The sequence below is a fragment of the Peribacillus sp. TH16 genome (assembly GCF_016651095.1).
GTDB lineage: Bacteria > Bacillota > Bacilli > Bacillales > DSM-1321 > Peribacillus > Peribacillus butanolivorans.
In genome coordinates this window covers 859,531-878,316 of the sequence record NZ_JAEKEM010000009.1, presented here as the reverse complement: position 1 = coordinate 878,316, position 18,786 = coordinate 859,531, and the positions used below count along the sequence as shown (strand labels likewise).

The 18,786-nt window shown below is 38.4% G+C and carries 19 protein-coding genes and 1 pseudogene; all 20 read left to right on the top strand.

Features of this window, described 5'->3' with window-relative positions:
- The first annotated feature begins 188 nt into the window (after positions 1–188).
- The 20 genes and pseudogenes from spoIVA (at position 189) to qcrB (ending at position 18,765) form a co-directional block, all read left to right on the top strand.
- Positions 189–1,667, top strand: coding sequence for a stage IV sporulation protein A (gene spoIVA, locus JFV29_RS18205; RefSeq protein ID WP_053346784.1), 1,479 nt, complete (start codon positions 189–191; stop codon positions 1,665–1,667).
- A gap of 593 nt (positions 1,668–2,260) precedes the next feature.
- Positions 2,261–2,533, top strand: coding sequence for an HU family DNA-binding protein (locus JFV29_RS18200; protein WP_034308023.1), 273 nt, complete (start codon positions 2,261–2,263; stop codon positions 2,531–2,533).
- 323 nt (positions 2,534–2,856) lie between these two features.
- The gene (gene folE / locus JFV29_RS18195; RefSeq protein ID WP_053346783.1) at positions 2,857–3,423 is read left to right on the top strand and encodes a GTP cyclohydrolase I FolE; all 567 of its coding nucleotides are present in this window, start codon (positions 2,857–2,859) and stop codon (positions 3,421–3,423) included.
- Between the two features lie 19 nt (positions 3,424–3,442).
- Complete coding sequence (gene mtrB / locus JFV29_RS18190; RefSeq protein ID WP_053346782.1) at positions 3,443–3,691, top strand: trp RNA-binding attenuation protein MtrB; 249 nt, start codon at positions 3,443–3,445, stop codon at positions 3,689–3,691.
- A gap of 251 nt (positions 3,692–3,942) precedes the next feature.
- Positions 3,943–4,773: a heptaprenyl diphosphate synthase component 1 gene (locus tag JFV29_RS18185; RefSeq protein ID WP_201185642.1), complete on the top strand. Its 831-nt coding sequence runs from the start codon at positions 3,943–3,945 to the stop codon at positions 4,771–4,773.
- Positions 4,774–4,776: 3 nt separating this feature from the next.
- Positions 4,777–5,493 carry a demethylmenaquinone methyltransferase gene (locus JFV29_RS18180; protein WP_053346780.1) on the top strand — a complete coding sequence of 239 codons (717 nt, stop codon included), beginning with the start codon at positions 4,777–4,779 and terminating at the stop codon, positions 5,491–5,493.
- 28 nt (positions 5,494–5,521) lie between these two features.
- The gene (gene hepT, locus JFV29_RS18175) at positions 5,522–6,484 is read left to right on the top strand and encodes a heptaprenyl diphosphate synthase component II (RefSeq protein WP_201185639.1); all 963 of its coding nucleotides are present in this window, start codon (positions 5,522–5,524) and stop codon (positions 6,482–6,484) included.
- A 96-nt stretch (positions 6,485–6,580) separates the two neighbouring features.
- Positions 6,581–7,027 (top strand): nucleoside-diphosphate kinase, encoded by a 447-nt coding sequence (gene ndk, locus JFV29_RS18170; RefSeq protein ID WP_034308008.1) that lies wholly within the window; start codon positions 6,581–6,583, stop codon positions 7,025–7,027.
- Positions 7,028–7,206: 179 nt separating this feature from the next.
- Positions 7,207–7,980, top strand: a complete 774-nt coding sequence (locus JFV29_RS18165) for a CheR family methyltransferase (protein WP_201185638.1) — start codon at positions 7,207–7,209, stop codon at positions 7,978–7,980.
- A gap of 247 nt (positions 7,981–8,227) precedes the next feature.
- On the top strand, positions 8,228–9,400 hold the full coding sequence (gene aroC / locus JFV29_RS18160; RefSeq protein ID WP_053346777.1) for a chorismate synthase: 1,173 nt from the start codon (positions 8,228–8,230) through the stop codon (positions 9,398–9,400).
- A 3-nt stretch (positions 9,401–9,403) separates the two neighbouring features.
- Complete coding sequence (gene aroB / locus JFV29_RS18155; RefSeq protein ID WP_201185637.1) at positions 9,404–10,483, top strand: 3-dehydroquinate synthase; 1,080 nt, start codon at positions 9,404–9,406, stop codon at positions 10,481–10,483.
- 25 nt (positions 10,484–10,508) lie between these two features.
- Complete coding sequence (gene aroH, locus JFV29_RS18150) at positions 10,509–10,877, top strand: chorismate mutase (RefSeq protein WP_309557864.1); 369 nt, start codon at positions 10,509–10,511, stop codon at positions 10,875–10,877.
- An 83-nt stretch (positions 10,878–10,960) separates the two neighbouring features.
- A complete protein-coding gene (gene hisC, locus JFV29_RS18145) occupies positions 10,961–12,073 on the top strand; it encodes a histidinol-phosphate transaminase (protein ID WP_201185635.1) in 1,113 nt (370 codons plus the stop codon).
- A gap of 47 nt (positions 12,074–12,120) precedes the next feature.
- Positions 12,121–13,224, top strand: coding sequence for a prephenate dehydrogenase (locus JFV29_RS18140; protein ID WP_201185634.1), 1,104 nt, complete (start codon positions 12,121–12,123; stop codon positions 13,222–13,224).
- Positions 13,225–13,250: 26 nt separating this feature from the next.
- A complete protein-coding gene (gene aroA / locus JFV29_RS18135; RefSeq protein ID WP_201185633.1) occupies positions 13,251–14,537 on the top strand; it encodes a 3-phosphoshikimate 1-carboxyvinyltransferase in 1,287 nt (428 codons plus the stop codon).
- A gap of 395 nt (positions 14,538–14,932) precedes the next feature.
- On the top strand, positions 14,933–16,204 hold the full coding sequence (locus JFV29_RS18130; RefSeq protein WP_201185632.1) for a tetratricopeptide repeat protein: 1,272 nt from the start codon (positions 14,933–14,935) through the stop codon (positions 16,202–16,204).
- 42 nt (positions 16,205–16,246) lie between these two features.
- A complete protein-coding gene (locus JFV29_RS18125) occupies positions 16,247–16,798 on the top strand; it encodes a ReoY family proteolytic degradation factor (protein WP_053346769.1) in 552 nt (183 codons plus the stop codon).
- Positions 16,799–16,959: 161 nt separating this feature from the next.
- Positions 16,960–17,420 (top strand): annotated as a pseudogene (locus tag JFV29_RS18120) (YpiF family protein).
- Positions 17,421–17,580: 160 nt separating this feature from the next.
- Positions 17,581–18,087, top strand: coding sequence for a QcrA and Rieske domain-containing protein (locus tag JFV29_RS18110; RefSeq protein WP_053346767.1), 507 nt, complete (start codon positions 17,581–17,583; stop codon positions 18,085–18,087).
- A gap of 3 nt (positions 18,088–18,090) precedes the next feature.
- Positions 18,091–18,765 (top strand): menaquinol-cytochrome c reductase cytochrome b subunit, encoded by a 675-nt coding sequence (qcrB, locus tag JFV29_RS18105; protein ID WP_053346766.1) that lies wholly within the window; start codon positions 18,091–18,093, stop codon positions 18,763–18,765.
- Positions 18,766–18,786 lie beyond the last annotated feature (21 nt).

Sequence of the window (18,786 nt, the reverse complement as noted above, 5' to 3'; positions counted from 1 at the left end):
ATTTCTTTATTTTTATTTCATCTTACTTTTAAAATAACAACCCTTATATAAAATTTCTGGTGGAGGAAGGGATTAAACCAGGGAAATAATTGGAATAAATTTTTAGGACAACATCATAGATATATAGTGTCCTAAATAAAGTAAATGGATAAACGAAATCCCAAAACTCTAATTCGGGAGGGGATACCTTGGAAAAGGTAGATATTTTCAAAGATATAGCTGAGCGGACCGGTGGCGACATTTATTTAGGTGTAGTCGGTGCCGTCAGAACAGGGAAATCCACATTTATTAAGAAATTCATGGAGCTTGTTGTTATTCCGAATATACCGTCAGAAGCTGACCGTGCCAGGGCACAAGATGAATTACCTCAAAGTGCTGCTGGAAAAACGATTATGACGACAGAACCTAAATTCGTACCGAATCAGGCAGCGTCGATTCAGGTTGCGGAAGGGCTTGAAGTGAACATTCGTTTAGTTGATTGTGTGGGTTATACAATACCTGGGGCTAAAGGGTATGAAGACGAAAATGGTCCCCGTATGATTCATACTCCATGGTACGAGGAGCCGATTCCGTTCAATGAAGCAGCTGAAATCGGCACACGAAAAGTAATCCAGGATCATTCCACGTTAGGCGTAGTCGTTACTACGGATGGATCAATCGGAGAAATTCCACGCAGTGATTATTTAGAGGCGGAGGAGAGGGTTGTTGAAGAATTGAAGGAGGTTGGCAAGCCATTTATTATGATTGTCAATTCCGTTCAGCCCCATCACCCAAATACAGTCGCACTAAAGGAATCTTTACAGGAAAAGTATGATATACCTGTATTGGCCATGAGCGTTGAAGGAATGCGGGAATCAGATGTATACAGCGTCCTGCGTGAGGCCCTATATGAATTTCCGGTACTTGAAGTCAATGTGAATCTTCCGAGCTGGGTAATGGTTCTGCGGGAGGATCATTGGTTAAGAGAAAGCTATCAGGAAGCTGTAAAAGAGACCGTGAAGGACATTAAACGCCTAAGAGATGTAGACCGTGTAGTCGGTCATTTCAATGAATTCGAGTTTATCGACCGTGCCGCTCTTGCAGGTATTGAGATGGGTCAGGGCGTGGCTGAAATCGACCTTTACGCACCGGATGAACTCTATGATGATATTTTAAAAGAAATTGTCGGTGTGGAGATACGCGGGAAGGATCATCTTTTATCCCTGATGCAGGACTTTGCATATGCCAAGGCCGAATATGATCAGGTTGCGGATGCATTAAAAATGGTTAAACAAACGGGTTATGGCGTTGCAGCCCCTTCTCTTAATGATATGAGTCTAGATGAGCCGGAAATTATCCGTCAAGGAGCCAGGTTCGGGGTCAGGCTCAAAGCTGTGGCTCCTTCAATCCATATGATTAAGGTCGATGTTGAATCGGAGTTTTCACCAATCATTGGAACGGAAAAGCAAAGTGAAGAATTGGTTCGATATTTAATGCAAGATTTCGAAGACAATCCATTATCCATTTGGAATTCTGATATTTTTGGCCGAAGCCTAAGTTCTTACGTAAGAGAAGGCATTCAGGTAAAATTAGCGATGATGCCGGATAATGCACGTTACAAATTGAAGGAGACGCTGGAAAGGATTATTAATGAGGGCAGTGGGGGATTGATTGCTATCATATTATAAAAAAGGTTAAAAGCTGGACCAACTCCTTCATCGGATTGGTCTTTTTACATGTGAGTCTAGAAATTTACTAAAAATAATAAAATGGATGATACGTTTTTGGCTTTACATTAGGGCGTACCGGCTTCTTTGTTGCCAAAGTAAGAGGGAAAACAATTATATTCTAAGAAAAATTTCTCTTGAAGGGAGTTTCTTTCTTGAAAATCTGGTTGTTTTTTCAGTATAATCGCTAAAAGCCTATGGTTATGCGATTTTCAGTAATATAACAAGTTTAATTTCTATAAAAAAGGGAAATGATGTATAGCGAAAGACAAAATTTATAATATATACAATTATTTATGAAAAGATTCCCATTATTTTTTGATTTCCCTTGCTAAGCTAATAGGATTTGTGATAATCTACATACAGAAAACGCGTTATATCAGCGATTTCAACCTATTTTAAAATTTCTAGGTGCATTTTTTGGGAAATTATTTCAGCTTGGTAACCCTGATTATCATGGAATGAAAATTTTTGACCGAAACTAATATCAAATCACTATTATAGTGTTGTAATAATGATTTTTTATAAGATCCTTTTGGGAGGAGGTGAATGGCATGAACAAAACAGAATTGATTAATGAAGTTGTTACAGCAACTGAAATTTCTAAGAAAGACGCTACAAAAGCTGTTGATGCTGTTTTTGATACAATCTTAGAAGCTCTAAAAAACGGTGATAAAGTCCAATTAATTGGTTTCGGTAACTTTGAAGTTCGTGAACGTGCGGCTCGTAAAGGTCGTAACCCACAAACTGGTGACGAAATCGAAATTGCAGCTAGCAAAGTGCCAGCTTTCAAACCTGGTAAAGCACTGAAAGATGCAGTGAAGTAACTCTACCATTACATACGGGTGCTTAACCGGAAAAGGGCCGCGTGCAAACGCGGCCCTTTTTTTGCTTCTTAATTTCTATCTGTGATAATATAAAAGACAGTGAATATTTTAGAAAAGTTGATTTTGATAAATTTATTCAAAAGGATATACCATTATGAAAAAATCAATCACGACAAAACTAAGTTTAGAGGTCGCTTTAAGCTAATACATTTCAGTTAGGCTTAGGTTGCTTTAAAAATAGGAAATATGAATGTCAGGGTGAAACTCCATGCATTTTTTTCTGAATACATACTATTTTATTTATTTTTAGGAGGTAAGTTTAAATGGCTAATGTTGACCATGCCAAAATTGAAGAAGCGGTGAAAATGCTTCTTGAGGCTGTTGGGGAAGACCCTACTAGAGAAGGACTGCTTGATACCCCTGGCCGTGTAGCAAGAATGTATGAAGAAATTTTTTCCGGACTTACTCAGGACCCAAAAGAATATTTTGATACTGTTTTTGGAGAAGACCATGAGGAACTTGTCCTTGTAAAAGATATCCCATTTTACTCAGTCTGTGAACATCATTTAGTGCCTTTTTACGGAAAAGCTCATGTAGCATATATCCCGAAAAACGGGAAAGTTACCGGCTTAAGTAAGTTAGCCCGAGCTGTAGAGGCGGTTTCAAAGCGTCCACAACTTCAAGAGCGCATCACCTCAACAGTAGCGGACTCCATAATGGAAAAGCTTGAACCTCATGGTGTCATGGTGGTAGTAGAGGCTGAACATATGTGTATGACAATGAGAGGTGTCAAAAAACCCGGGTCTAAAACAGTGACTTCAGCTGTGAGAGGTACTTTTGCTAAGGATCATCGTACAAGAGCTGAAGTACTGGCATTCATTAAAGACTAAGGATATAGGGGGTTAGAAAATGAATGAAAAAAAGATCTTGAATGATTTTGTGGTAATTAAAGCTATTGAGGATAGTGTAAATGTCATCGGTTTAACTAGAGGAACGGATACTAAGTTTCATCACTCTGAAAAACTCGATTCAGGGGAAGTGATGATCGCACAATTCACAGAGCACACTTCTGCGATTAAAATAAGAGGACATGCAAAGATTTATACTCCATTCGGTGAGGTTGAAAGTGATTCGAAAAAGAATCCTTCTGACAAGTAAAATCTTGTCCCTAATTGGTTATGTTTTAAATCAATCACCTGATATCGCGTTTTAACAAGCTGTAAATTTCCCGCATCCATTTTTTTGAATGAACATAAGACGATGGTTTCCTTATTTATGGAAGTTTCATTTTATAAACGTTGTCCATTTCATCTGATTGTTTTTATGGTATAATAATGTGTATTTTACACAGACAGAAACCAATATGTATGAAAAAAAATTATCTTTCGGGGATGCAAGGGTGATCTCAATTGTTAAACATAACGAACGACTTAAGGCAATTAAAACAATTAATAGAAACCAAAGCTCAACATCCATATTTATTGAAATATATTCAAAAGCCAAGCTTAGACGACGATAAACTGTTATTGCTTTGGGGATTGTTTAACGATTTGGACGTTTTAAGCGAAGAACGGAATCAATACATTATTTCAACTATGCTAGTGCAAATAGCTCTTGATACCCATGAAATAGTGTCAAATTCGGGCGAAGGAATAGAGTTGCCTGAGGAATTGAAAAATCGGCAATTACAAGTACTTGCTGGTGATTATTATAGTGGCTTATACTATCAAGGGCTTGCCGGTGTTGGTAATGTTGAGATGATTCGTATACTATCAAGCGCCATAAAAAAAATAAATGATCATAAAATCATTCTTTATCAACAACGGTCCATTAAGGATGTTCCAACGCTTATAACGACAATTAAAGCGATCGAGGCTTCGCTGATTTATAAATTGGCTGATTATTATAATCAACCTGCCTGGATTGACATTTCAGAAGACCTGCTTCTTTTGAATCGGCTGCATGCTGAGATGAGAAACTATCTAAAGTCAGGCCAATCGGTAGTTTTTGATGTCTTAAGAGACATATCTTTTGATGATTCGAATAGTAATGATGTTCTAACTTCAGAAAAGGAAGCACAGGTACGGACTCAATTTGATAAGTGTCTGAGGGATGCCAGGCAATCCGTAAAGCTTTCGATGCAGAAGCTAGTAACTAAGAATGACGATTTACTTCAAAGAGTAAACGTAATCTTGAAACAAACAGAGAGTGAAGCAATTTCTTACGTGAAAGAAGGGTGAGTCATGGAGCAGTCTAAAGAGCAAAAAGTTCATCATGTTTTTGAAAAGATTTACGGTAATTATGACAAGATGAATTCCCTCATCAGCTTTAAGCAGCATCTTAAATGGCGGAAGGCTACAATGGCTATAATGAAAGTCCCAAAAGGCGCCCATGCACTTGATGTATGCTGTGGAACAGCGGACTGGACCATTGCCCTTGCTAATGAAGTAGGACCTGAAGGAAAGGTTGTTGGTCTGGATTTTAGTAAAAATATGCTGAAAATCGGCGAACAAAAGGTGAATGAACTCAAGTTAGATCAAGTTTCTCTAATGCATGGGAATGCAATGGAACTTCCTTTTGAGGATAATAGCTTTGATTATGTCACAATCGGTTTCGGGCTGCGGAATGTTCCTGATTACATGCAAGTACTCAAAGAGTTAAACCGTGTTGTCAAGCCGGGTGGAATGGTTGTTTGCCTCGATACCTCACAGCCAACAATGCTTGGATTTAAACAGGGCTATTACTTTTATTTCCGTTTCATAATGCCCGTGTTTGGTAAACTATTCGCTAAAAGCTATAACGAATATTCATGGCTGCAGGAATCGGCGCGCGATTTCCCGGGCATGAAAAAGCTTGAAAGTATGTTCAAACAGGCAGGAATGGAAAATGTCAGTTACAAGGCCCATTTCGGTGGTGTTGCAGCAACACATTTCGGGTACAAGCCTTCAAATAAAGCATAATAGCAATGGACAAAGCTGGGTGAAATGTATGAAATTTAAAATGATGTATTCCTTTTTGAATACAGATTTGCAATTAATAGAAAAAGAACTAGAAGCCGCAATTGAAGCAGACTCCACTGTTTTAAGGGAAGCTTCACTGCATTTACTGCAATCCGGCGGAAAACGAATTCGTCCGGTATTCGTCCTTTTGGGTGCGAAGTTTGGCGATTATGATATTCATGTCGTAAAGCATGTTGCAGCAACATTGGAACTAATCCATACTGCTTCTCTCGTACACGATGATGTTGTTGATGATGCGGACTTACGCAGGGGATCTGCAACTATAAAATCAAAATGGGATAATCGTGTCGCCATGTATACAGGCGACTTCATTTTTGCACGGGCACTAGAAATGATGGCAGTAATTGAGTCGCCGCTTGCGCATCAAATTCTCGCGGATACTATGGTGGAACTATGCCTTGGAGAAATCGAGCAAATTAAAGATAAATACAATTTCAATCAAAATTGGCGGATTTATTTCCGAAGAATCAAACGAAAGACAGCATTACTCATTGCTTCTAGCTGCCAGTTGGGAGCTATTTCAGCGGGTGTCGATGAGAAAATTCATCAAAAGCTATTTAAATTTGGTTATTATGTCGGGATGTCATATCAAATTACTGATGATATCTTGGATTTTACTGCTTCGGAAGAGGAACTTGGGAAACCGGCTGGAAGCGATTTGATTCAAGGAAACATTACTTTACCAGTATTGATTGCGATGGAAGATCCAAAGTTGAAAAGGCTTATCGAAACAGTTCGGGAAGATACGTCTAAAGACGAAATGATCCATATCATCAATGCTATCAAATCTTCAGGCGCCATTGAGCAAGCTGCTAGAATCAGTGACATGTATTTAGAAAAAGCTTTTTCAGAGTTGAAAGGTCTTCCTGCTATTAAGGCAAGGAAAACATTATCTGATATAGCGAAAAATATCGGAAAAAGAAAGTTTTAGGACTTGGAGTTGCGAAACTCATCAAACAATGGTAATATTCTAAAAGGATTGCCTTATATAGGCAAATAACAATGATACATATTAGGAGTGACAATTATGGAAAGAACATTTTTAATGGTAAAGCCTGACGGCGTTCAACGTAATTTAATCGGTGAAATCGTTTCCCGCTTTGAAAAGAAAGGCTTCCTTCTAGCAGGAGCAAAATTAATGGTTATCTCTCAAGAACTAGCTGAGCAACATTATGGTGAGCACAAAGAACGTCCTTTCTTTGGCGAATTAGTGGACTTCATCACTTCAGGTCCTGTCTTCGCAATGGTTTGGGAAGGTGAAAATGTAATCGCAACTGCACGTCAAATGATGGGCGCTACTAATCCTAAAGATGCAGCAGCAGCTACAATTCGTGGAGATTTTGCAGTAACTGTAGGCAAAAACATCATTCACGGATCAGATTCAGCTGAAAGTGCTGTTCGTGAAATCGGTTTATTCTTCAAAGAAGAAGAACTTGTTGAATATTCTAAACTTGTTAACGAGTGGGTTTATTAATAGTTAGTTAATAAATTTTAAAAAAGCGGGTTCTGTCGCCCTTATGCGATAGTACCTGCTTTTTTTTAATTCTTGACAATTTTAACTGTCACTGGTCGTAAAAACTGTCTTTTTAAGAATTTTCAGCCCTTTCCGATATATAAAGAGAAGAACTACTTAAAACAAAGGGAGTCGTAGGTATGCCTCAAGAATATGAAGAGTTTATTCGAAAAATCAAAATGTTGACAGGCATTGATTTGTCATTATATAAGGAAGGACAAATGAAACGGCGCCTCACTTCTCTTTATGAAAAAAGAGGTTATCACTCATTTCGTGAATATTATAAAGACATTCAAACAAGTCCCAACGTTTTAAATGAATTTTTAGACAGAATGACAATTAATGTTTCAGAGTTTTATCGAAACGCGAAAAGATGGGAAGTATTGGAGAAAAAAATTCTTCCCTCTTTATTAAAAAGCCAAAAAAGGTTGAAAATATGGAGCGCAGCCTGTTCAACTGGTGAAGAACCGTACACGATTGCAATGATTTTATCCAATCTTGTTCCCTTAAGCCAGATAGAGATACTAGCGACGGATTTAGATGAGAATGTATTAGCACGTGCGAAATTGGGAGTTTACCCTGAGCGTTCCTTGAATGAAGTACCTGCTGATATAAAAAAGCAATACTTTATAAAAGAAGAGGATTTTTATCGCGTTGATGATGAAATTAAGCGAAGAGTCACATTTAAGAAACATAATCTTCTTGCAGATCGATTTGATCAAGAATTTGACTTAGTCGTATGCAGGAATGTTTTAATTTACTTCACTGAAGATGCCAAAAGTCTTTTATATGATAAATTCAGTGCGTCATTGAAAAGTGGGGGAGTGTTTTTTGTAGGAAGTACAGAGCAAATATTTAATCCCGGAAAATATGAGTTTGAAACGATTGACACATTTTTTTATAAAAAAAGGTAAATAGTATACAAGGGCTGATAATGCATTCAGTCCTTTTTCGTTTTACTTGCTATAAAAAAACAGAGACTGTATGTCTATGATAAGAGAGATTAAACTATATCGAAAATGTTGAAGAACATGTAAAATAAAATGAAAAGTGAATAAATTCAAACAACAAAGGTTTTTACGTTTTACATATACCCACATTTCATAAAATTGTGGTATATTGATACATATACACTTTAAAGTGCTAAAAGGGGGCTGGAAGATGAGATATTTAACAGCGGGAGAATCACATGGTCCGCAGCTGACTACTATTATTGAGGGATTACCGGCAGGGATGCCGATTACGAATGAGGATATTAATGAAGAGTTAGGACGCCGGCAAAAAGGGCATGGTCGTGGACGAAGAATGCAGATTGAGAAAGATCAGGCTTTTATATCTTCGGGAATCAGACATGGCTACACACTAGGGTCACCGGTTGCTTTAGTTGTTGAGAATGACGACTGGAAACATTGGACTAAAATTATGGGAAGTGAAGGACTTTCAGAGGAAGAAGCTGAGGAGATCAAACGTAAAATTACTCGTCCTCGTCCTGGTCATGCAGATTTGAACGGCGGTATTAAATATGGGCATCGTGATTTAAGAAACGTATTGGAACGTTCATCAGCCCGTGAAACGACTGTAAGGGTTGCTGCCGGTGCTGTCGCTAAAAAGTTATTGTCGTTATTGGGCATTGAAGTGGCATCACACGTATTGGAAATTGGTGGAATAAAGGCTGAACCACCACAATATGAAACAATTCAGCAATTACAGCAAGTTACGGAAGAATCTTCAGTCAGATGTTTTGATAAAAACGTAGAGCAGCAGATGAAAGATGCAATTGATGAAGCGAAACAAAAAGGGGATTCGATTGGCGGCATCGTTGAAGTCATTGTAGAAGGAATGCCAGTGGGCGTAGGAAGTTATGTTCATTATGACCGTAAACTAGATGCAAAGCTTGCAGCAGCGATTATGAGTATTAATGCGTTTAAAGGGGTAGAAATAGGTCTTGGGTTTGAAGCGGCCCACCGTTTTGGCAGTGATGTTCATGATGAAATTGCTTGGGACAAAGAAAATGGTTATTACCGTAAAACCAATCGCCTTGGCGGTTTTGAAGGCGGTATGACAACTGGAATGCCGATTATTGTTCGTGGCGTTATGAAGCCAATTCCTACTTTATATAAGCCGTTGAAAAGTGTTGATATTGATACAAAGGAAGTATTTGAAGCAAGTGTCGAACGTTCCGATAGCTGTGCAGTTCCTGCTGCTGCTGTTGTTGCCGAGGCTGTAGTAGCTTGGGAACTTGCAGCAGCGATTGTTGATCAATTCCCTTCAGATCGTTATGAGCAATTGGCAGAATACATGAACTCTTATCGGGAAGAAGTAAAGGAGTTTTAAACTATGGAATCCATGCAAATAAAAACGGCTTCCAAGCAGTATCCAGTTTTAATTGGTAAACAGGCGATTAACGAGCTGCCCGATTTTATAACCCATGAATTAAATCAACTAAATAAGATTTTGATTATAACCGATGAGAAAGTAGCTGAACTTCATTTACAAACTGTGAAAAAAGTTCTGATTAAGACGGGAAAACCGGTCCTGCACTATGTTGTACCGGAAGGAGAGCATGCTAAAACGTTTGAAGTGTTTTATGAATGCCAAAGCTATTGCTTATCTCAACAACTTAATCGCAAGTCATTGATTATCGCCCTTGGTGGTGGTGCAGTCGGTGATCTGGCTGGATTTGTTGCGGCTACTTTTATGAGAGGGATTCCATTTATCCAGGTTCCGACGACTCTGCTCGCCCATGATAGTGCTGTGGGCGGCAAAGTTGCCATCAATCACCCTCTTGGAAAAAATATGATTGGGGCCTTTCATCAGCCAGAAGCAGTCATATATGATCTTGAATTTTTGCAGACTCTCCCACTTCAAGAATTACGGTCGGGTTTTGCTGAAGTCATTAAACATTCCTTGATAGCAGATAAAGAGTTTTATCGATGGTTAAAGTCGAATATTGTTGATTTGAATAATATAACAGATGAGCAATTTTTAACGATGATTACAAAAGGTATTGGCATAAAAGCGTCCATTGTCGAAGAAGATGAAAAAGAAATGGGGATTCGTGCTTTTTTAAATTTCGGTCATACACTTGGACATGCTGTGGAAGGCTCTATGGGATATGGAAACTTTACGCATGGTGAATCCATTTTAATCGGGATGGTATATGCTCTTAAATTAAGCAGCAGAGAACAGGGTCTTGATTTTAAACTTGACGAGTTTATTAATTGGGTATCTTCTTTAGGTTATCAAACAACCATTCCTTTACAACTTGAAAAAGAAACCTTACTTAATTTAATGAAAACAGACAAAAAATCAATCAATGAAGGTGCTACCTTTGTCTTGCTTAAACAATTGGGGTCTCCATTATTAATGGATATAGCCGACTCTGTGCTGATAGAGGAAATGATTGAAATGAAATAAAATACAGGAAATGGAGGAACTGTGTGTGATAAGAGGAATAAGGGGCGCAACAACAGTAGAGAAGGACACAGAAATGGAAGTGATTGCTGCTGTTGAGCAGTTGATGGCAGAAATCATTCGGGTCAACGAGATTGATCCTGATATGGTTGCCTCTGTATTTTTTTCTGCAACGGATGAGATACGCTCTGTCTTTCCAGCCAAAGCCCTACGTAAATTTGAGGGTTGGACATATGTGCCAGTAACGTGCATGCAAGAAATACCAGTAAGCAACTCCCTTCCATCTTGTATACGGGTAATGATTCATGTAAATACAACAAAATCTCAAAAAGAGATACAACATGTTTATCAAGCAGGAGCTGTCGTATTGCGGCCGGATTTGACAAATAATATATAAGATATGATTTTAGGAAAAAGAATATGATATACTATTCTCACACTTTCTTACTTTAAAGTGATAAAAATATAGAGGTGAATGACATGAAGTGGAATGATGCGGTCCTTTCCTTGAAGTCTTATCAACCTGGGAAATCAACCGATGAAGTAAAAAAAATGTACGGTCTTGAAAAAATCACAAAATTAGCTTCAAATGAAAATCCTTTTGGTTGTTCTGAAAAGGTCAGAGAAAGCGTTAAGAACGCAACCCATTCTTTTGCTATCTATCCGGATGGATATGCAACATTGCTTAGAGAAGCTGTTGCAAAGCATACAGGTGTAAAAGAAACACAGCTTATTTTTGGAAATGGGTCTGATGAGAACATTCAAATCATTTCTAGAAGCCTATTGGGAGCTGGTAAAAACACCGTCATGGCAACAGGCACTTTTTCGCAGTATCGCCATAATGCTACACTTGAAGGCGCGGAAATCAGAGAAGTTCCTCATATTGACGGAGCACATGATTTAGAAGGTATGTTAAAAGCGATAGATGAGAACACTGCTGTTGTCTGGGTTTGTACACCTAATAATCCAACAGGAAAATACATTCCGGAACAGGATTTATTAACATTCATTGAAAAGGTACCGAATGATGTTCTTGTCGTATTGGATGAAGCCTATTGTGAATATGCAGTGGCTGAGGATTACCCGAAAACAAATCAATGGATCAATAAATTTAAGAATTTGATTATACTTCGCACATTTTCAAAAATTTATGGTCTTGCCAGCTTTAGGGTCGGGTACGGATTGGCAGATGATGATATTATTCAGAAGCTCGACCCATCCCGAGAACCATTCAATGTCAATACTTTCGCACAAAAGATTGCTATTGTTGCTCTGGAAGATCAAGCTTTTATTGAAAAGTGTAATACTGAGAACCAAAAAGGACTCAAACAATATTATGAGTTTTGCAGTAAGGAAAATCTAGCTTATTACCCATCACAAGGTAATTTTATTTTCATACATTTCAAACAGGATGCGGATGTAGTATTTCAATATTTGCTAGAGCGTGGATACATTGCAAGGTCTGGAAAATCGTTCGGTTTCCCGAACAGTCTGCGTGTAACGATTGGTTCAACAGAAGAAAATGAAGGAATGATTAACGCTATCAAATCTTTCTTAAATGAAGGTGCTACGCCTTCTAATTCCCTTCTTTAATCGTTTCAGCAAGCATAGAGGAGCAAAAAGAAGCGGGGGAGAGAAGTGTGAAGGGAAAGGTTTTTGTAATAGGTCTAGGTCTAATTGGTGGATCTTTGGGCATGGCTGTACGCCATGCACATCCTGAAGCTGTGATTGTTGGAATGGATCTAAGCGAAAAGAATATTCAACTATCAAGGCTACTGGGAATCATTGATGATTCAGTATCTTCTCTTGAAGCGGGAGCGTGTGACGCTGACTTAATTCTGCTGGCAGTTCCCGTAAATGAAACCGTCCAGATTTTAGAGAAATTAGCTGAGTTAGATTTGAAAAGGGATGTCCTCATTTCTGATGCGGGAAGTACAAAGGATAAAGTCGTAAATGCGGCAAGACCATTGATAGATAAAGGTGTGGCCTTCATCGGTGGTCACCCAATGGCTGGGTCTCATAAAAGCGGTGCAGGGGCTGCCAAACTGCATTTATTTGAGAATGCGTTTTATTTACTTACTCCAGATGAAACTGTAGAAGAAGGTAAAATAGAGCAGTTAAAAGAATGGTTAATTGGCACAAGAGCGAACTTTTTGGTAGTAACACCTAGTACCCACGATAGACTGACAGGAGTAATCAGCCATTTTCCACATATTGTTGCTTCCGGGTTGGTTAAACAGGCAGAGACATATAGTAAGGAAAATGAGCTGATCTCTAGACTTGCAGCTGGAGGTTTCCGAGACATTACGAGAATTGCCTCAAGCAGTCCGGAAATGTGGCGTGACATTTTGTTACATAATCGTGATGTGTTACTGGTATTAATGAATGATTGGCTGAAGGAAATGGAGAATGTCAAAGAGCTTGTAGAAAATGAAGATAGTGAAGAGATTCTGCGTTTCTTTAAGGATGCAAAGACTTTTAGAGATGATTTGCCAACGCATGCGAAAGGCGCCATCCCTGCCTTTTATGATTTATATATTGATGTACCGGATTATGCTGGTGTAATTTCTGAAATTACCGGATATTTGGCTCAAGAAGGAATCAGTTTAACAAACATAAGAATTATTGAAACTAGGGAAGAAATATACGGTGTTCTAGTTATCAGCTTCCAAACGGATGTAGACCGTATTAAAGCATCGGAATGCATTTCAAGACATACAGAATATGAAACAATTCTGGCATAATAAAATAATAGTCGAAGGATGATTGTATGAATACAAAAAGTTTAAAAACGAACATTCAATCATTACGTGGTGCGATTGCTGTACCAGGAGATAAGTCTATCTCCCATCGTTCGATTATGTTCGGAGCCCTTGCCGAGGGTGAAACGACAGTTACTAATTTTCTGCCTGGAGCAGATTGTTTAAGTACTATTTCCTGTTTTAAACAGCTTGGAGTAAACATTGAACAAGATGGGCAGCAAGTCCGTATTGAAGGCAAAGGTTTTAATGGTTTGACGGAACCACGTGAAGTACTTGATGTCGGAAATTCTGGTACTACGATCAGATTAATGATGGGTATTTTGGCTGGACAGGATTTTTCGGCTGTGTTAGTAGGTGACGAATCAATAGCTAAACGCCCGATGACGCGAGTAGTGAATCCTCTCAGTCAGATGGGAGCACACATTGATGGCCGGAAAGGAGCCGAATACACGCCGCTTTTCATAAGGGGTGGCCAATTACAAGGGTTTCGCTATAAATTGCCTGTGGCAAGCGCACAAGTCAAATCAGCTATACTCCTTGCAGGCTTGCAGGCAGAAGGGGAGACAATCATTGTCGAACCGGAAGAGACTCGTGATCATACGGAACGAATGATCAAGCAGTTTGGCGGGGAAATCGAAAAAGACGGTCAAACGATAAAAGTAAAAGGCAACCAAGTGTTCAAAGGAACCAATATTCATGTGCCGGGAGATATTTCTTCTGCAGCGTTCTTTATGGTGGCTGCTGCAATTACAGAAAATAGTGAAATTGTTCTGAAGAATGTGGGCCTTAATTCGACAAGAACAGGTATCATCGAAGTTATGAAAGCGATGGGGGCAGATATAACGGTCGAGAAGAAATCGAGTGAAGGTGAACCGGCAGGCGATATTACTGTCAGAAGCTCTCGTTTAAAAGGAACAACGATCAGCGGTGATCTAATTCCGCGCCTAATCGATGAGATACCAGTTATTGCACTTTTGGCCACCCAGGCGGAAGGAATAACGACGATCAAGGACGCAGCAGAGCTTAAAGTGAAGGAGACCAATCGAATTGATACGGTAGCCAACGAGCTTTCCATCCTTGGAGCGGATATAACGCCGACTGTAGACGGTTTAATTATCAAGGGACGAAAAGCACTAAATGGTGGCACGGTTACAAGCCATGGAGACCACCGTATTGGGATGATGCTGGCTGTAGCGGCATTGATCACAGATGGGAAAGTGGAACTTGAGGATCCGGATGCAATTGATGTCTCATATCCACAATTTTTTGAGCATTTGACTCATTTAATACAGTAAAGATTTAAAGAAGTTTGCAGACCTTATTAGAGTCTGCAGACTTTTTTATATTTTTTTTTCTTAGATTAATCTCTCGAAATTGTTGTAAGCGCTATCATTATAGCCTCTTTTCTAATAATAACTACTTAGAATTATAAAAAAGGTGATTATCACCAAAAAGGAGATTTACCTTTGTATGGAGAATTAACTATTAACCTTTTTTTAATAAGAATGGGGGGAGAATTTCATCAATGGAATACAGGGCTGCAGTATGGTAAACTAATGAATACTGTTTTTACTATGCACCTCACGATTAGATGCAACATTTTGTACTTTATGGAAGAGAATATAACACTATCACGTGAGAGTGTTTGTCTAGAGACTAAGTTTATTATGCAAAAAGGAAGGAAGCAGCAATGAACACAGTAGATCAAGTTATTCAGCATTTAAAAAAAGGGGAATTAACAGAGGCTCTTAAACATATAAATCGAATTAAATCATCAGAGTCAGCCGAGGACATTTTGATTCTGGCTGAAGAAATGCTCCAGCTTGGTTTTGTAGAGGAGGCAAAAGATCTTTTTGAGCATCTACTAGAACTATATCCTGATGAAGGAGAATTGATTGTTTCATTAGCTGAAATTTTGATTGATATGGATCAAGAAGATGAAGCGATGTTAATGCTTGAAAAAGTAAGTGTAGATGATGAAGTATATCCAAGTGCATTGCTTTTGGAAGCAGACCTTTATCAATTACAGGGGATGGATGAGGTCAGTGAACGAAAATTGTTGCAGGCAAAGGGAATACTACCAGATGAGATCATCATTGATTTTGCACTAGGTGAACTGTTCTATCACCAAGGAAGAGACCAGGAAGCCATTGCAAATTACATAAAGGTTTTGGAACAGGAACAAGAAATTGCTGGAGTTAATGTCAATCAACGACTAGCTGAAGCATTAAGCAGCTCTGGGAAGTTTGAGGAGGCCCTTCCGTACTTTGAAAAGGCTCTAAATGACGGGCTCGAAATAAATACGTTATTTGAGTATGCATTTACAGCTTTTCAAGCAGGTCTTTATGAAACCGCCGTGCGTAAGTTTATCGAATTGAAGGAATTGGATCATGAATATCATTCCCTATATTTATACTTGGCCAAGAGTTATGAACATCTTGAAGATTTGGAAAATGCTTTGAAAACGGTCAAAGAAGGTATCAAGGCTGATGAATTCAATAAGGAGCTTTATTTCTTCGGTGGTAAAATAGCCTTAAAAAGCGGACTCGATAGTGAAGCAGAAAATTTATTCAAAGAGGCTCTTGCCATTGATCCCGGCTATTTGGAAGCTGCACTTACTCTTTTGAAACTGTATATGCATCACGAAAGATATGAAGATATCTTAGAGTGTATTGGCGAGGTTAGAAGATACGGTGAGGATGATCCGCAGTTTGAATGGATAGCTGCCGTATGTTATCAACACACCGAACAATTTAAAGAGTCATTAACCTGCTATCATAAAGCATATAATTCATTCAAGAACAATCCAGACTTTCTTGAAAACTATGGTTTCTTTTTAATTGAAGAAGGAGACAGAACCACATCTAGAGAAGTATTTAATAAGCTGCTTGAGCTAAACCCAGCAAACGATGAGTATGTGATGATTTTGGAACGGCTTGGCGAAAGTCCAGAGGAATTGTAGATAAGAGAAAATAAAATAATATCAAGACAGAGGAGGGAATTCATGGTGGCTGCCCCTGTTTCTGTGAATGAGAAAAAGGATTTTATTCGGTGGTTTTTAAATCATTATCAACTGAAAAGAAGAGAATGTGTTTGGATATTAAATTATTTAATGAGTCATGATCAATTAATGAAAAAGGTTCATTTTGTAGAAAATGCACAATATTGTCCACGCGGATTAATTATGTCGACACATTGTGTAGAAGAGGTTCCTTTTAGGTTCTATAAGTCCAATATTATGACGACCGATGCAGAGAAATCTTTTCATGATATCCGCTTAAACCGGGATGAAGATATTTATATTCAACTCAATTTTAAATCCGCTTATTCTTCATATCAGTACGCAGCAGTGCTTGAGAATAACCCTTTCATGCCGAAATCCACGGCTGCAAATGAAAAAGATCAGCTGCTGGCTGAGCAATTTTTGGAAAAAAGTATGCTGTATTTCCAAAGGGATCGTCTACTTAAGGAAATTGATGAAGCGCTCGATAAACATGACGAACAGGCATTTAAGAACTTAACCGAACAACTTAATCAATTAAAAGTACTTGGATGAACTAAAACGACCTTTCCGTAATCAGGAAAGGTTTTTATTTTTTATAAAACGCTGATAAAATCCACATTTTTGTAAAGACTATAGGTATATGGTAAAGATGTAATAAAAAAATGGTAAAATGATAAGGAGTTGATTTAATAAATCGGGAGTGAAGAAAAAATATGAAGTGGACAGCAAAAGATCTGGATATGTATATCCAGTCAAAAGAGTATGTGGATACGGTTTTGATTCCTTTGGTTCCCATAACATTTGGAAGTCAAATTAAGCAAACTGGTTCAATGAATGAATTTCTTACCATTTTAAGCTCGGAAATTGAAAAGCAGATGAAAGGAAGAATTCTTTTAATGCCAACTTTTCATTATTTGAGTGATGAGGAGGATAAGATTGATTTATTAAAGCGTTGGACTAACAAAGTGAAAGAAAATAATTTTAAACATATTTTTTTCTTACATCAGATATTGAATGGAAAAAGGAAGAGCGGGAATTAGAACATAATTTAGTATGGATTCCAGCCATCCCTCTTGAAACCCTAGAAAATAACCAAGCTAGGGAAATGATTAACCAGCAAGTTCTCCAGATCCTTGATATTTTCACTTATAATTGGAAAAATGAAAAAAAGTAGGATTTTTCGCATTATTTGACACATAGTTGCCACCTTTTGGGTTTTACAAATATTGACCTTGGTAAATTATTGAGATATCATGGAAATGTCCTAGTTTTATAGTGTTGCTATTTATTGGTCCTTTGGGCTCTCAGTATAGTAATAGAGGGGGGGAAAACGCATGAGCAAGCATAATGTTTCACGACGTCAATTCCTTAATTACACACTTACTGGCGTTGGTGGATTTATGGCGGCCGGTATGTTGATGCCTATGGTTAGGTTTGCAATTGATCCAGTATTATCAGCAGATAAAGGCGGGGATTACATTGCAACTAAACAAAAGGTAAGTGAACTGACTACCGAACCAACACGTGTTGACTTTAGTTTTAAGCAGGTCGACGGGTGGTATGAGTCTGAAGAAACAAATACAGCTTGGGTTTATAAAATGGAAGACGGCAATATCGTTGCTTTATCTCCAATTTGTAAACATTTAGGCTGTACGGTAGCATGGAATACGGATAAGTCTAATCCGAATCAATTTTTCTGTCCTTGTCATTATGGCAGGTACACGAAAGATGGTGTGAACGTGAAAGGGACACCACCGGTTTCACCTTTGGATGTCTATGACACGAAAGAGAAAGATGGAATTCTTTATTTGGGTCAACTAAAACCGCATGGGGGGGCGTAAACATTGCTAACAAAGTTATATGACTGGGTGGACGAGCGTTTAGATATTACGCCATTATGGCGGGATATTGCTGACCATGAGGTTCCTGAACATGTTAACCCCGCGCATCATTTTTCTGCATTCGTATATTGTTTTGGTGGGTTAACTTTCTTTATCACGGTCATCCAAATATTGTCGGGTATGTTTTTGACGATGTACTATGTACCGGACATTAAAAACGCTTGGGAATCTGTTTATTATCTACAAAATGAAGTTGCCTTCGGTCAAATTGTCCGTGGTATGCATCACTGGGGAGCAAGTCTAGTTATTGTTATGATGTTTTTACATACTCTTCGTGTCTTCTTCCAGGGAGCTTACAAAAAACCGCGCGAATTGAACTGGATGGTCGGCGTATTAATTTTCTTTATTATGCTGGCATTAGGATTAACAGGTTATTTACTGCCATGGGATATGAAAGCGCTATTTGCAACAAAGGTTACTTTGACAATTGTCGATTCGGTACCGCTAATGGGACCAGCACTTAAGACATTGATAGCAGGAGATCCAACAATAGTTGGAGCACAGACATTAACACGATTCTTCGCAATTCATGTATTCTTCCTGCCTGCAGCACTATTTGCTTTACTAGCGGCTCATTTCTTGATGATCCGGAAACAAGGTATTTCAGGTCCACTATAAAAGAGTTATGAACTGAGAATC